The following is a 15,889-nucleotide window of genomic DNA, read 5'->3' on the forward strand; positions in this document are numbered from 1 at the left end:
GCAAATAAAGAAACTAAACCGCAAATAAAGAAAAAGGTCTTCAACTGAAGACCTTTTTTAATGAGCAATAAATGCTTACTTAGTTGTGGCTCACCACAATCAAACGTAGCGAATCGAGCTGCACTTGAGCTTGGTTGATGTAACCAGTGAGCTCCTTAATTTGTGCATCAATGGCTTCAATTTCTTCATCACGAATATTTGGGTTTACCGCTTTCAGTGCTTGCAAACGCTCAAGTTCTGCATTCAAGCTATGCTGCATATCTTGATGAGCTTGCTTGCGTACTTCCTCAACCTTCGCTTCGATAAGACTATCCCCCGCTTCAATTAAGCGGTGTACGTCTTTCTGTACCGACGTGACCAACTTGCTGCCTAAGTGACGGTTTACAGGGCTGAGCTGGCGGTTAAAGCTTTCAAATTCCACTTGAGCAGACAAGTCATTGCCACGCGAGTCCATCATCAAACGGATTGGCGTTTTCGGTAAGAAGCGCGCGATACCACTGCGTTTTGGCGCTTGCGCATCTACCGCGTAAATCAACTCAAGAAGAATGGTCCCGACTGGTAACGCTTTGTTTTTCAGTAGAGATACCGCAGACGTCCCCACCCCTTCACTCATCAGAAGATCGATACCACCCTGGATCATTGGGTGCTCCCAACTGATAAAGTGCATATCTTCACGAGATAAAGCCGTATCACGATCAAACGTGATCGTCGCCCCTTCGTATGGCAGGCCTGGGTAGCTTGGTACCATCATGTGCTCAGATGGGGTCACAATCAGTGCGTTTTCACCTTTGTCGTCTTGGTTCAAGCCAATCGTATCAAAAAGAGAAAGTGCGAAGGTGACCAAATTGGTATCACCGTCGGTTGATTCAATTTTCTCAACGATTTGTTGTGCTTTTTCTCCGCCATTTGAATGCATTTCTAACAGGCGATCACGGCCTTGCTCCAATTGGGATTTCAGCTCTTTATTCATTTTTGCTGACGCTTCAATGATCTCATCTAGCGTGCTGGTATCACCAGAAGCAAGGATTTCAATCAGATCATCAGAGTACTTATCATAAACGGCACGGCCTGTTGGGCAAGTTTCTGCAAAAGCGTTTAAACCTTCATCAAACCAGCGAGCAAGAATGGCTTGCGAGGTACCTTTCAGGTAAGGAATATGAATGTCGATGTCGCGGTTTTGGCCGATACGGTCCAAACGACCGATACGTTGCTCAAGCAAGTCAGGATTGAACGGCAAGTCAAACATGACTAATTGGTTGGCAAACTGGAAGTTACGACCTTCAGAGCCGATTTCACTACAGATAAGAACCTGTGCACCACCTTCTTCTTGCGCAAAGTAAGCGGCTGCTTTGTCACGCTCAAGGATCGACATACCTTCATGGAAGACGGTCGCACGAATGCCTTCACGCTCACGCAGTGCTTGCTCCAATTGCAGAGCCGTACTTGCACGAGAGGCAATCACCAGAATTTTCTCGCTGCGCTTCTCCTTTACCTTTTCAAGTAACCAATTCACGCGCGAGTCAAACTGCCACCAGCTTGCGTCATCGCCTTCAAATTCTTGGAAAATTTCTTCCGGGTAAAGGTTCTTCATCGCACGTGCTTCCGAACTCATCTTACCGCCGATCATCCCAGCAACACGCATTGACGTGGTGTATTGCGGTGGAATATCCATTGGCATCAGGTGCACGTTACGCGCAGGGAAGCCTTTGATAGCCGCACGTGTGTTACGGAACAGAACTCGTCCCGTACCGTGACGATCCATCAAGTTGTCGATCAACTCTTGGCGCGCTGACGCTTTCGCTTCTTCGTCCGCTTCACTTTCGATAATGCGGAAAAGTGGTTCTACGTCTTGTTCAGACAACAACTCAGTAATCTGGTTTTTCGCTTCATCAGGCAGTTTTTCACCAGAGAAAAGTGAAGTAATCGCATCCGCTACAGGTGCGTATTGCTCTTCTTCCTCGACAAACGCTTCATAATCGTAGAAACGGTCAGGATCCAGCAAACGCAGACGAGCAAAGTGGCTCTCACGACCAAGCTGTTCTGGCGTTGCCGTCAGTAACAACACTCCAGGAGTACGTTCAGCTAAACCTTCTACCACTTGGTATTCACGGCTCGGTTTATCTTGGCTCCACTCAAGGTGATGCGCTTCATCGACAACTAATAGGTCCCATTCGCCTTCCAGTGCTTGTTCAAAACGCTTGCGGCTCTTGCGTAGGAAGTCTAAAGAACACAGCACGTATTGCTGGGTATCAAATGGGTTTTCTGCATCCGCAAAAGCTTCGATACAGCGCTCTTCGTCAAAGATAGAGAAATGCAGATTGAAACGACGCATCATCTCAACCAGCCATTGATGCTGCAGTGTTTCAGGTACCACAATCAAAATGCGTTCTGCACGGCCAGACAGCACTTGCTGGTGGATGATCATGCCCGCTTCGATGGTTTTACCCAAACCCACTTCATCCGCCAGTAATACGCGTGGCGCGTGGCGACGGCCAACTTCGTGCGCGATGTAAAGCTGATGAGGGATCAAACCTGCACGCATACCACACAAGCCACGCATTGGACTCTTATGCTGCTCAAACTGGTTGGTTAGCGCACGGTAACGCAGAACAAAGTTGTCCATGCGATCGATTTGACCGGCGTACAACTTATCTTGAGGTTTATTAAAACGAATTTGGTTGCTCAGAAAAATCTCACGCAGAACAACGGCGGTTTCTTGCGTGTCTTCACGAGTACCGAAATAGGTGTATAGACCTTCATCTTCCAGTACTTCTTCAACTTTTAGAGACCAACCTTCTTGGCAGTCGATGACATCACCAACGTTAAAGGTGACTCGGGTAACAGGTGCATCGTTACGTGCGTAAACTCGGTTTTCCTCTGACGCTGCAAACATCAATGTCACAGTACGAGCATCCATTGCTACAACGGTACCTAAACCTAAATCGCTTTCCGTATCGCTAATCCAGCGCTGCCCCAAAGCAAATGTCATGAATTGACTACCTCGTTATTAGTTCTTGATTCGTGTTTCTTGTTGGTCTACTCATGCCCGTAGGCATGGATAATAGTTTAGATCTGATTCTGGCTTCTGCTATGCCGATAGCATTCGTCATTCCAGTATGAACTGAGTATTTTTAAGCCAGCTCAACATGATAAATCGGACGTAGCCTATACGCAGAAAAAGGTCGCTAATCTTACTTGAAGCTGTGATTTAGGTCACGCCGAAACCGCATCAAGCGGAAACTTTTTTTCCCAAACTATAAATGCAATCAAATTGTAAAATACTCATGCCAATTATTAAGTTGTAGAACGTAAATATTACGTATACTTCTAGTGAGGGGCGTTTAAAACCATTGCATATGATTTAAGCGCGTTAGTACACGATTAGGATCAACACGGGTTTGCAGTAAGTTGTCTTGCTACTCGGTTGCACACTAACCGACATCAGCCCGACAACCTCTATTGCAAGCAATCAGAGTTAGGCCGCTTCACACCTATTTGAGAACGACCTAACCACTCGCATGCAGAGCCGTATTACGGCAAGGAGACGCTATGGGCGATACCGATCGGAAACTGTTTGTACTTGATACCAACATTCTTCTTCATGAACCCTTTGCCATCTTCTCTTTCCAAGAACACGATGTCGTTATCCCCATGACCGTGTTGGAAGAACTCGACCGAATCAAAGACAGCAAACGCGATGTCGCAAGAGACGCTCGCGTGGCTATTCGCGCTTTGGAAGATTTATTTAAAGAAGCAACGCCCGATGAAATTTCTGAAGGTATTCCTGTTTCTAAAGACAGCCCCGACCAAGGCACCATTTCCATTTTGGCGGATTTTGAACTGCAGGAAACCGTCAAAGCCTTCGCCGACAAAGCCGGTGACAACCGCATACTCAATGCGGTGCTTTATCTGCAAAACAAACGAGCACCACGTGAAGTGGTACTGATCACGAAAGACATTAACATGCGTCTGCGCGCCAAAGGCGCTGGCGTACGTTTTGTTGAAGACTACCGAACCGATCAACTGATTGACGACATTCAATACCTCACCAAAGGTTTTCAACTGCGTGAGGGGGACTTCTGGAGTGATATTGAGGAAGTAGAAAGTTATGCGCTGGACGGAAAAACCTATCACAAGCTCAGTCGTGAACCTTTTGAACCAACCTTTATTAACCAATATGTGATTGATGAAGACAGCGACTTTGCTGGCCGCGTAGAAACCATCAATGAAGACAAATTAACGCTACTCGACCTGAGCCGCGAACGCATGATGCACCGTAAGGCTTGGGACATCACACCAAAAAATATCTACCAAGGAATGGCGTTGGATGCCTTACTTGACCCGGATATTGACCTGGTGATTTTAACCGGTGCCGCTGGTAGTGGTAAAACGCTATTAGCCATGGCAGCAGCACTGGAGCAAACGATTGAAAAAGGCATGTTCGATAAAATTATCGTGACGCGTAACACGCCAGACATCGGTGAATCCATCGGCTTCCTACCCGGCTCAGAAGAGGAGAAAATGATGCCGTGGTTAGCGGCGGTGACCGATACCTTGGAAGCGCTACATAAACACGATCACTGCACTGAAGGCTCATTGAAGTACATCTGCGATAAAGCCAATATTCAGTTTAAATCGATCAACTTTATGCGTGGCCGTTCGATTCAAAATGCGTTTGTGCTGCTTGATGAGTGTCAAAACCTCACCGCTTCACAAATCAAAACCATCATCACCCGCTGCGGCGAAGGAACCAAGATCGTCTGCTCCGGTAACTTGGCGCAGATTGACTCTCATTACCTCACCCCAGTGACATCAGGGTTGACGTACATGGTTGAGCGCTTCAAGAACTTTGAAGGCAGCGCAAATATTCACCTCAACGGCGTGGTTCGTAGCCGCTTGGCGGAATTTGCTGAAGAAAACCTGTAATTGACACCGACTCACAAAGCAAAAGAGCGCTCTAATGAGCGCTCTTTTTATAACGATTCGACTGAGTTACTCAGTGCCACCCACTGTCAGTGAGTCCAGCTTCAAGGTCGGCTGACCAACACCAACAGGTACACTTTGACCTGCTTTACCACATACGCCAACGCCCTTGTCGATACTTAGGTCGTTACCGACCATAGACACTTGCTGCATTGCTTCGATACCTGAGCCAATCAACGTCGCACCTTTAACAGGGCGCGTAATTTTACCGTTTTCAATCAAGTATGCTTCGGATGCAGAGAACACAAACTTACCCGAAGTAATGTCCACCTGGCCGCCACCAAAGTTTGGCGCATACAACCCTTTCTCGACCGTCGAGATAATTTCTTCTGGCGTATGTTCACCTGGAAGCATGTAGGTGTTGGTCATACGAGGCATTGGCAAATGTGCATACGACTCACGACGACCGTTACCTGTTGGGTTCACACCCATTAACCGCGCGTTTAGCTTGTCTTGCATGTAACCTTTCAGCACACCATTTTCGATAAGCGTGTTGTACTGGCCATTCACTCCTTCATCATCCACATTGAGTGAACCACGAAGGTCTTTTAACGTGCCGTCATCGACGATGGTACACAGTGAAGACGTCACTTGTTGACCCATTTTGCCAGAGAAAACCGAAGATTCCTTACGGTTAAAGTCACCTTCTAGGCCATGACCTACCGCCTCATGTAGCAATACGCCTGGCCAACCTGAGCCCAATACCACTGGCATCATGCCTGCTGGTGCGGCTTCTGCTTCAAGGTTTACCAACGCCATGCGAATCGCTTCGTCTGCATAATGGAAAGCTTGTTTCACACCATTGCTTTCCGTTAAAAAGAAATCGTAACCAAAACGGCCACCGCCACCAGCGCTACCTCGTTCACGTCGTTCACCTTTTTGTGCAAGCACACTAATAGACAAACGCACCAAAGGACGAATATCGCCTGCATAAGTACCGTCTGTTGCCGCAACAAGCATCTGCTCATGCACACCGCTGATGCTGATCGAGACTTCTTTAATCAATGGTTCTTTAGTGCGGATGTAAGCATCTAGAGATTTGAGCAATTCTGTTTTTTGCTGCTTTTCCCACCCAGCTAATGGATTCACAGCGGCGTAGTACGCTTGGTTTTCGGTGCGTTTAAACGCTTGGACTTTACCATTCTGCCCTTGTTGAGCAATACCGCGCGCCGCCATTGCACTCTGCTTCAGACCTTCAGGCTGGATTTGATCAGAGTAGGCAAAGCCGGTTTTTTCACCAGTTACCGCACGGACACCAACACCACAATCAATGTTAAAAGAGCCATCTTTGATGATGCTGTCTTCTAGAACCAGAGACTCATGCCAGCTGGACTGAAAGTAAATGTCCGCATAATCGATCTGGCGTGTCGCAATGCTGGCAAGCGTGTCAGCAATGTCTTGTTCTGTCAGACCATTTGGGGCAAGGAGTGCCTGTTCTATTTGGTTTGTGCTCATAGTTAGCTCTTTTATTTCCGTCTCAATTCATTTTGAAAGCGACTGTGTTGAGTCAGCGGCATATTCTGCCTTACTTGTTGGCTTTGTGACAAATCTATCTCTGTCACCAATAAGCCTACTTCATCCTGAAGCTGTTTATGAATACGTCCCCAAGGGTCAACGACCATTGAGTGTCCCCATGTTTTTCGTCCACATGGATGCGTTCCAGTTTGTCCGCTTGCCAAAATCCAACATTGTGTCTCAATCGCTCTAGCTCGCAATAATACTTCCCAGTGAGCTTGCCCCGTCACAGCGGTAAACGCAGCAGGCACCACAATGATATCCGCGCCTTCTTGGCGTAATACTTTATAAAGCTCAGGGAAACGAAGATCGTAACAGATGCTCAATCCAACGCTGCCGATATCGGTTTCCGCCACGACTATTTGATTACCCGCCATAAACGTATCCGACTCACGATAACTACCATAACCATCGGCTACGTCGACATCAAACATATGCAGTTTGTCATAGTGAGCAATGCATTTACCGTGCGGCGGCAATACAAGCGTTGTGGTCGTGACACCTTTTGCGGTTTGAATGGGCATGCTTCCGACAATCAGTGTTAACTGGTTCTTTCTTGCGATTTCAGAGAGCCGCTGTTGAATCACGCCACTCCCAAGTGGCTCTGCATGTTGATGGTACGCTTCGCGGTTGGCAAACAGCACCGTATTTTCAGGGGTAAGGACAAGCTTGGCACCTTGCTTACTCGCCAAAGCACACTGTTTTTCAATAAAGTCCAGATTCGCGGTGATATCTGGACCCGATGTCATTTGAATAATGCCAACACGTTCCATGTGTTTCCTCCTTATTCCATTTTAGTCGGTGAGTTATTTGGCCTGTTCACGCAGCTTTTCTGGCAGTTTGTATTCACCTTTACTTCGCGAAATTTCTTTCACCGTTGGTGAATCTAGTGGGCCTTTCACTTCATAATTGACTTGAGTGAAGACCTCAACCACCGGAGAAATCACTGTTGAGATGGCTAAAACATACAACGCGGTTTGTGGCGCTACTGCAAACGCGGTCAGCATTGGTAGGCCTGATGTGATGTCTGGGGTGAACTTCACTTCCGCATCGACCATTCTGCTGGTCATATTGGCGATGCCGCGGATCTGCATTTCTCCTGCTAAGGCATCCATCACGATATCGTTGGTGATAAACACGCCATCTTGGATTTTGCCCGTGCCCGTGATCGAGTTAAACGCCATGCCTTTATCGAATACGTCGGTAAAATCGAGCTGCATCTTACGGATGATAGAATCCAAACTGAACAAGCCTAACAAGCGTGCCGCACCACTGACTTCACTGATCACGCCTTTACCAAATTCCGTTGAGACATGCCCTTGCAAGGTTTGTGTCTTCATCGACCAAGGCGCGCCGTCCCATTCCATATTGGCGTTGATCTCAAATGGTGCCTGCTGAATACCCGATGTGATACCAAAGCGCTCCATAAGGTCAGAGTTGTTATCACCTTTCATTTTCATGGTTAAGTTGGAATGGCTACTCTCTTTTGTCAGGTCCCACCAACCGCTCATATCAATGCGGTTTTTGCCGCTGCTAAAGGTGATATTTTTCCACTCCAAACGATTCTCGCGACGCTGCAAATCAACATTCACCTTCCCCACTTTGTAACCTTGCAACCAAAAATCATCGATGTTCAAAGTTAAGTTTGGCATCTCAGCGTGAAACTGGCGGTCAAAATTGGTAATCAAAGGCGCATTTTGGTCTTCACTGGCAAAGAGCGAACTGCGCTCTTTGGTCATCTCTTCAAACCCTGGAATATACAGGTGCAAGTGCTCCAAAGAGACCGATAAGTCATACGGCTTCAGATAGTTAGCCTTACCTTTAACCTCTTGACTGTCCACATCGAGTTGCCAGCTCAAATTCTTTTTGCTTGCGGAGAAGTCCACATCATGAAACTCAATCCCACCAAGCTGCAAGTTTGGCGTTTCAACATCAATCCGTGTAGGCAATGGAATACTCGGCGTCTTCATGCTTGCCAGAACAGATGAGGATTGCTTACCTTCCGAGCCCTGAAGCAGCTCTGCCCACTGGTCTAAATTAAGCTCACCGACACGCACTGATGCATCGTGTCCGACAATAGGGCTGATCCTGAAACCACCTTTGCCGACCATTAAATGAGTCGCCGTCAGAACAGGTACCTCGCCAGTTATATCTATCTCGGTTTGATACTTAGCATTTGGGATCTGTAGTCTTGCTGAAATACTTTCTTGGTTGCCGGATGCCTGCAGTTTTGCTTGCCCGGACTCGCCAACTTGTTTCGCTAGCGGATAGGGATATTGACTCGCTAAACGATTTAGCTGCGCCAACACATCAAGTTGATAGGTGAAGCCTACATCATTAAGTTGTAAGTCAATGTCCATTTGCCACGGCGCATGCCCAGAAACAAGCTTTAACCAACGCTCACCAACATAAGGTTTGAGAGGCTCAACGTCCCAATCCCCTAATGTGTTAATCGTCACATTGTAGCCCTGTTCCGCACTCTCACCACGAAAATCGAGGGAGATAGGCTGGGTAAGCAACTCTGCAGACAAACCCGATGTGGTGACCACATCATTATCGAAGTGGATACGCCCTGTGGCTTTCTCCAGCGTCATTGGCGGCGCTTCAATATCGACACGATTTTCTGTTAAATCGGCATAACCCCAAGCACGGGACTCTTTTTCAAAATCAAACGGAATGTTGAGCTGGAACTCAGAGTAAACCGGACCACTCACTTGCAGCGCCGTCAACGCTGCCCCGACCGAGTCCACCAATGGCGTCGCCATCATGTAGTCACGAACTTCATTGCCCGGCGCGCTCGCTTTGGCTTCAATCTCAATGTGTCCACCTTCCGCCAACTCAGGGATTCGCCCAGTAATACGCTTGGCATGAACACCATTTAGCGTAGCGGACTTTGAATCCAAATACATGGCATCATTTTCAAACAGCAAGTCCAGCTGCAGATCCGTGATGGTTGGCCACGCCGTATCAAAGCTAAATTTCGCGTCTTTTAAACCGACCCACGCCTGAAACATGCCATTATGATCTTTGTAAGGAAAATCCCCTAACTCGCCATACCACAGCAGCTTAGCCGTATTCACTTTACCGCCTTGAATCGCAGTCGATAGGTAATCCGTTAAGTCTTGTCCTAGTGCCAGAGTCGGCAGGTAACGCCATGTTTCACCTGCGTTATAGAGATCTGCTTCAGCATAAAACGATAAAAATGGGCTTTGTTCTTTTGGAAAATCAAGACGGAATGCTCCTAGTACTTGAAGATCTGGTGTCGCTGCCGTCACTTTATCAGACCACAAGCGCCAGCCGCTCTCATCTTGTTGCCAGATAATATCGACTTCACCTTGTTTGATATTCAGCGGAGCTTGAAATACATCACCGTACGGAAATACATCATCAATGACGGTTACTTTCGCTTTTGCCTGATCTAAATCACCAGATACACTGCCCTGTACATGATGGAATCCTGGTAGCAGTTCCCATTGCGTCATCGCAAGTTCATCCAGTTCCGCGGAGTAGCGTAACGTGTCTAAGCCACCGTTCATGGACAAGCGAACATCTTCAACTCGGCCTTTCGGTGCCAGTTTGTTGATAAGATCACTGGTCGATTCCGACTCTGGAGCCAATTTGATGAGCGGAATAAGTGCTTCGATATCGAGTTGAGAAAGGTTGAGCGTCCAACCATTCGGTTGCCAATCAAACGCTGCGTCTAATTCCGGCCAAGGGGTGTTGTCGGTTCGGATCCGAAGTGAGTGACCATTTACTTTCCAACCTTGTTTATCTGGTCGAAGATTGAAAATACCTGACTCGATAAACAGCTCATGACGACCGTTTTCATTCCACACGAGCTCAGAAGGCAACAGTTCAACATACGCATCATTCGGTTGGCTGTGTTTCAGCGTCAGCCAAGTGTTTAAGCTGACCTTACCCGATTCAGCACCCGACTCTTCTTGCATGTAAGTGGTTAACCAAGGCGTCACTGAGACATCTTGGGCACTCACGTAAAACTCACCAGACACATCACGCAGCGAACCATGGTCTTTAAAGTTAGCGCTCACTAACAATGAATTCAGACGAACATCGGCAATGTTCACGGTGCCTTCTGCTAAGTGGTGCTTGCCTTGGTTGCTCCAACGGAGCTGCTCGATATCTAAACGGCGAGTCTCACCAGATACCGATTTATACCAAATCCGTGAGTCGGTAATGGTGAAGTCTTCAAACTGACGTAAAAGAAGTGAGTCGAGTTGGTCGATGAGCTTCACTTCGCTCTTGTCCACACTCGACTCCTGCTCTTGACGACTAGAGGTCGGCAGAATGTCTACGGTGTGAATATCCAGAGCGAGGTTATGGATGGTGAGGTCTGCGACCACCGGTTTGAGTTGCAAAAGAGATTGAATGAGATCGAATTCAATTTGGATTTCTTCAACGGCAAAGCGTGCATCCTGAATATTCGGCAGGTTCGCTTCTAAACCGAGTAGCGCGATGGAGGGGTGATTATTGCGCCACGTCCCTGCGACGTTAGCGATAGAAAAGTCAAAACCTGTGTCCTGCTTGACCCAGGTTTTGATCTCATCTTGGAAGTGGTTAAGTTGTGGCAATGTGACGCGCAGTGTGGTTACTAATATGGCCAATAACACCAGTACAGTAACTAAACTCCACGCACAAAAACGCCCAAAACGGTTAACACCAGAATTCACAAATGTTCCAAATTACATCATTACGACGTCAAACTGTTCCTGAATGTACAGGGGCTCAGCCTGAACTCGCACTTGCTTGCCAATAAATACTTCGAGCTCAGCCAATGCATGAGACTCATCACCCAACAGCGCTTCAGCAACAAACGGCGATGCGTACACAACAAAATTATCGGCGTCGTAAGCACGGTTTACACGAGTAATCTCGCGTAATATCTCAAAGCACACGGTTTCAACCGTTTTCACGCTACCACGGCCCTCACAAGTAGGACAGCCAGAACACAAGATATGTTCAATACTTTCTCGTGTGCGCTTACGCGTCATCTCGACTAAGCCGAGCTGAGTAAAGCCGTTGATGTTGGTTTTTACTCGGTCTTTAGCCAGTGCGGTTTCCAATGAGGTAAGCACTCGCTGACGGTGCTCTTCAGACGCCATATCGATAAAGTCGATGATGATGATGCCGCCAAGATTACGCAAACGCAGCTGACGAGCAATAGCTTGCGTTGCCTCAATGTTGGTATTAAAGATGGTCTCTTCAAGATTACGACGACCAACAAATGCACCAGTGTTGATGTCGATAGTTGTCATAGCTTCAGTTTGATCAATGATCAAATAGCCACCCGACTTTAGCTCAACCTTGCGCTCTAAGGAGCGCTGAATTTCATTCTCGGTGTCGTACATGTCAAAGATTGGCTTGTCACCTTCGTAAAGCTCAAGCTTGTCTGTTAACTCAGGTACATACTCAGAAGTGAATTCTTTCAGGTTTTCATATTCGAGGCGGGAGTCGACCATGATTTTATCGAGCTCTGTGCCGACAAAATCACGCAGAATGCGCTGGGCTAAACCAAGCTCACCGTAAAGCGTTGAACGCGTTTTGTATTTTGAACGACGCTCCATGACTTTTAGCCACAAACGCTTTAGAAATGCCGCATCTTGAGAAAGCTCTTTTTCATCCGCGCCTTCCGCTGCGGTACGAATGATAAAACCACCGTGCTCATCACAGTAATGATTCACCACTTTTTTCAGACGCTCGCGCTCTTTCTCACTCTCAATACGCTGCGAAACACCGACATGACTGGCCCCCGGCATAAAAACAAGATAACGCGAAGGTAAGGTGATATCCGTCGTTAAACGCGCGCCTTTCGTACCGAGCGGATCTTTGACCACTTGTACAACAATGTCTTGCCCCTGACGTACCAGCTCAGAGATATCACGGACTTGAAACTGCTGTTTTTCGTTCTCTGCCACACATTCGGTATGCGGGACAATATCTGACGCATGTAAAAACGCCGCTTTATCTAAACCGATATCGACGAAAGCCGCTTGCATACCTGGCAGTACTCGGCTGACTTTGCCTTTGTATATATTGCCCACAATGCCACGACGCGATTCGCGCTCGATATGTATTTCTTGTAGTACTCCACCTTCAATCATGGCCACACGAGTTTCACTCGGGGTCACGTTAAGCAGCAATTCTGCACTCATGTGCACACCTCAAAACAATTATAAAAATTCTTGAATTAGCTGATCGGTTTCGAACAAAGGTAAGCCTACTACAGCGTGATAACTGCCTTCGATTCGGGTGACAAATCGCCCTCCGAGTCCCTGAATACCATAACTTCCAGCTTTATCGCATGGCTCTCCTGACTGCCAATATTGTTCGATTTCTTCGTGAGTCAGTTGTTTGAACCACACGTCAGTGGTGACGACCACTGAATGTTGTTGTTCCGATGATACGACGCTCACCGCAGTCATCACTTGATGACGACGACCGGATAAGTCAGTAAGCATACGCTTTGAATCTTCAAAACTTTTTGGTTTTTCTAGCACACGGTCATCGCATACTACGACCGTGTCAGAGCCCAATACAACGGAATCAGGCTTAGCTAATGCTAAGCCTGCCTGAGCTTTTTCCAAAGAAAGACGCAGCACGTACTCTCGTGCCTGCTCATGAGCCTGTTTAGCTTCCTCAATATCAGGCAATACGATCTCAAAGTCATAACCTAGTTGAGCAAGCAGCTCTTTTCTTCTCGGAGAACCCGAAGCGAGAACGAGAGATAAGCTTTTCTTCACCGCTTTACCTTACGTGCCATGCACGACGAACTCGTCGCATTAATAAAAACATCCATGGCCAAAGTATACAGTTTATTGCCGCCGTCCACAGAGATAATGGATTAAATACTACGTCCTGGTTCAAATATTCCCCACAGAATATCAAAACTTCCAATAACGCAGTAAAAAAGGCAATTAAAATCGACTGTTGCCACAATGCCATGTTACGAATCAACAGGAAATTCAACGCCACCAGATAGATGACAATCGACATCATCATGCCGCGAATTCCAAGCGTTGAACCGATCAAGATATCCCATAATAAGCCCAGTACTAGCGCGGTTCCAACGTTCACTCGGTGCGGCAGTGCCAACACCCAATAACACGTTACAAGGAACAACCATGATGGACGTAAAACATCTAACACACCTGGCCACGGAATGGTTTGCAACACCAGCGCAACGAAGAAACTGACACCAATCACCATTCGGCTACTCACTACATTATTGGCCATCAGTTACCTCTTGTTCTTCTTGCTCTAACCCTTCTTCCACATTGGATCGCAGCACTTTGTGTTGACGATCTTCATTCGGCCAAATCAGCAAGAGGTAACGTAAACGATCAAACTCTACAACTGGCTCAGCCTTGATTGCCGCAAATTCTTGGCGCGTATCGTGATCCACATTGGTAACCGTCGCGACTGGGTACCCTTCTGGGTAAATCCCACCTAGGCCGGATGTCACCAGTAGATCGCCAACCTGAATATCAGTACTGGTTGGAATGTGCTCCAGTTGGATTTCATCCATTTCACCATTGCCCGACGCGATCACTCGAATATCGTTACGGATCACCTGGACAGGAATCGCATTTTTCGCATCCGTTAGCAACAGAACACGTGCGTTGTGCGCTGCGACAAACGTGACCTGACCAACAATGCCTTTTTCGTTGATCACTGGCTGTCCGACGTACACACCGTCTATTTGTCCTTTATCAATCACCACTTGATGACGATAAGGTGAGGTATCAACCGCCATCACTTCTGTTACGACTTTCTTTTCATCCCGGACAAATGAAGAACCTAACAATTTGCGTAGACGTTGGTTTTCTTCTTTATATTGATCGAGCAAGATCAGCTCGCTTTTCAGGCGTAGCACTTCTCGCTTTAAGTTGCGATTGCCTTCAACTAATGCCTGACGAGTATTAAAACGTTCAAATACGCCATCGAACATGCTGCGAGGCAAATTGGCTGCGTATTGAATGGGGGCAACCATACTGTTCAATAAGTATCGGACGTTGGAAAACGTATCTAGACGACTATCAGCCAGCATTAAGCTCGCCGACACGATGACAGCAAAAAACAGACGTAATTGCAGAGACGGCCCTCTGCCAAAAATCGGTTTCATCTTGTTTTTGACCTGATTGCTTCCATGGTTATTGAGCCTTACTTGGCAACCTAAAAATACTTAAATAAATACTTTTAGGTATGGAGCATGTTTGAATTACAGAGAGAGCAGAAATGAAGGTGAAGCCCGACATGAGCTTCACCTAAACCTTTATTCTTCAGAGAACAGATCGCCACCGTGCATGTCGATCATTTCTAGTGCTTTACCGCCACCACGCGCAACACACGTTAGTGGATCTTCCGCGATAACCACAGGGATACCGGTTTCTTCCATTAATAGACGATCAAGATCTTTCAGTAGCGCGCCACCACCAGTCAGAACCATGCCGTTTTCAGAAATGTCTGAAGCAAGCTCTGGTGGACACTGCTCTAGTGCAACCATGACTGCTGAGACGATGCCAGATAGCGGCTCTTGAAGCGCTTCTAGGATCTCGTTTGAGTTCAGGCTAAAGCTGCGTGGCACACCCTCTGCAAGGTTGCGACCGCGAACTTCAATCTCTTGAACTTCATCGCCAGGGTAAGCAGAACCGATTTCGTGTTTGATCTTTTCAGCCGTGGCTTCACCAATCAAGCTGCCGTAGTTACGACGTACGTAGTTAATTACCGCTTCATCAAAGCGGTCACCACCGATACGTACAGACGATGAGTAAACAACACCGTTTAGAGAGATAACAGCAACTTCAGTTGTACCACCACCGATATCAACCACCATTGAACCTGTCGGCTCAGATACGCGCAGGCCTGCACCAATTGCTGCCGCCATTGGCTCGTCGATTAGGTAAACTTCACGCGCGCCAGCACCGAGTGCTGATTCACGAATCGCGCGACGCTCAACTTGGGTAGAACCGCAAGGAACACAAACAAGAACACGTGGGCTTGGCTTTAGGATGCTGTTGTCATGCACTTGTTTGATAAAGTGCTGAAGCATTTTTTCGGTTACGTAGAAATCAGCGATTACGCCGTCTTTCATTGGGCGGATAGCGGAAATGTTGCCAGGTGTACGACCAAGCATCTGTTTTGCTGCGTGACCGACTGCAGCAACGCTTTTTGCAGAACCTACACGATCTTGACGAATAGCAACTACAGAAGGTTCATCAAGGACAATACCTTGCCCTTTTACGTAAATTAGAGTGTTGGCTGTACCTAAATCGATAGATAGATCGTTAGAAAACATGCCACGAAGTTTCTTAAACATACTCTTCGCTCATCCTGCAAAAATATAGAAGACAAAAATTGCTCTAAATGTACCAAT

General features: G+C 47.1%; 10 protein-coding genes. 1 reads left to right on the forward strand and 9 read right to left on the reverse strand.

The features are described from left to right. Nucleotides 1-79 precede the first annotated feature (79 nt). Nucleotides 80-2,989: an RNA polymerase-associated protein RapA gene (gene rapA, locus L3V27_RS21080; protein WP_237309670.1), complete on the reverse strand. Its 2,910-nt coding sequence runs from the start codon at nucleotides 2,987-2,989 to the stop codon at nucleotides 80-82. A gap of 560 nt (nucleotides 2,990-3,549) precedes the next feature. Here rapA and L3V27_RS21085 point away from each other — a divergent pair. After that, nucleotides 3,550-4,926, forward strand: a complete 1,377-nt coding sequence (locus tag L3V27_RS21085; RefSeq protein WP_237312673.1) for a PhoH family protein — start codon at nucleotides 3,550-3,552, stop codon at nucleotides 4,924-4,926. Nucleotides 4,927-4,992: 66 nt separating this feature from the next. Here the strand turns inward: L3V27_RS21085 and tldD are convergent, their stop codons facing one another. The 8 genes from tldD to L3V27_RS21125 all read right to left on the reverse strand — a co-directional run bounded on the left by tldD (nucleotide 4,993) and on the right by L3V27_RS21125 (nucleotide 15,832). Continuing rightward, nucleotides 4,993-6,438: a metalloprotease TldD gene (gene tldD / locus L3V27_RS21090; protein ID WP_170892775.1), complete on the reverse strand. Its 1,446-nt coding sequence runs from the start codon at nucleotides 6,436-6,438 to the stop codon at nucleotides 4,993-4,995. An 11-nt stretch (nucleotides 6,439-6,449) separates the two neighbouring features. Continuing rightward, nucleotides 6,450-7,271 carry a carbon-nitrogen hydrolase family protein gene (locus L3V27_RS21095; protein ID WP_085344285.1) on the reverse strand — a complete coding sequence of 274 codons (822 nt, stop codon included), beginning with the start codon at nucleotides 7,269-7,271 and terminating at the stop codon, nucleotides 6,450-6,452. Between the two features lie 33 nt (nucleotides 7,272-7,304). Further along, nucleotides 7,305-11,186 (reverse strand): YhdP family protein, encoded by a 3,882-nt coding sequence (locus L3V27_RS21100; RefSeq protein ID WP_237312675.1) that lies wholly within the window; start codon nucleotides 11,184-11,186, stop codon nucleotides 7,305-7,307. Between the two features lie 12 nt (nucleotides 11,187-11,198). Further along, complete coding sequence (rng, locus tag L3V27_RS21105) at nucleotides 11,199-12,668, reverse strand: ribonuclease G (protein WP_005381138.1); 1,470 nt, start codon at nucleotides 12,666-12,668, stop codon at nucleotides 11,199-11,201. 18 nt (nucleotides 12,669-12,686) lie between these two features. Continuing rightward, the gene (locus L3V27_RS21110; protein WP_048626847.1) at nucleotides 12,687-13,256 is read right to left on the reverse strand and encodes a Maf family protein; all 570 of its coding nucleotides are present in this window, start codon (nucleotides 13,254-13,256) and stop codon (nucleotides 12,687-12,689) included. A 4-nt stretch (nucleotides 13,257-13,260) separates the two neighbouring features. Next, nucleotides 13,261-13,749, reverse strand: coding sequence for a rod shape-determining protein MreD (gene mreD, locus L3V27_RS21115; RefSeq protein WP_012841380.1), 489 nt, complete (start codon nucleotides 13,747-13,749; stop codon nucleotides 13,261-13,263). After that, complete coding sequence (mreC, locus tag L3V27_RS21120; protein ID WP_053809360.1) at nucleotides 13,739-14,638, reverse strand: rod shape-determining protein MreC; 900 nt, start codon at nucleotides 14,636-14,638, stop codon at nucleotides 13,739-13,741. Before mreC ends, mreD begins: the two co-directional genes overlap by 11 nt. A gap of 150 nt (nucleotides 14,639-14,788) precedes the next feature. Next, nucleotides 14,789-15,832, reverse strand: a complete 1,044-nt coding sequence (locus L3V27_RS21125; protein WP_005381144.1) for a rod shape-determining protein — start codon at nucleotides 15,830-15,832, stop codon at nucleotides 14,789-14,791. Nucleotides 15,833-15,889: the final 57 nt, after the last annotated feature.

The organism is Vibrio sp. J2-3(2022) (assembly GCF_021725735.1).
Lineage (GTDB): Bacteria > Pseudomonadota > Gammaproteobacteria > Enterobacterales > Vibrionaceae > Vibrio > Vibrio diabolicus.